This window comes from Microbacterium sp. GbtcB4 (genome assembly GCF_019091465.1).
GTDB classification, from domain to species: Bacteria; Actinomycetota; Actinomycetes; order Actinomycetales; family Microbacteriaceae; genus Microbacterium; species Microbacterium paraoxydans.
This window is the reverse complement of record NZ_JAGXJJ010000817.1, coordinates 1-229: the sequence shown is the minus strand read 5'-3', so window position 1 is coordinate 229 and position 229 is coordinate 1. Positions and strand designations below refer to the sequence as shown.

Genomic DNA, 229 nt, shown 5'->3' with positions numbered 1-229 from the left:
CGATCATCATGGACCGCATGACGCTGCTGAGTCTGCGGAGCCCTTTGGTCATGGCCGCCCACCCCCACCCGGGGCTGCCGGGGGCCGCCGTCGGAGAGGGGGAGGGGGAGCGCCCCGATGAGCCAGGTCGCGACGAGGGACGAGCCCCCCGCGGCCAGGGACGGGGGGGGCAGGCCCGGCAGCGGGGTGACCCCCGTGACACCCCCCACCATGATGAACACCTGCAGCG

1 pseudogene is annotated in these 229 nt (G+C 74.7%); it reads right to left on the bottom strand.

The features are described from left to right. A pseudogene (locus tag KVS71_RS19725) lies at positions 1-229 on the bottom strand (cell division protein FtsW); the annotation flags it as partial.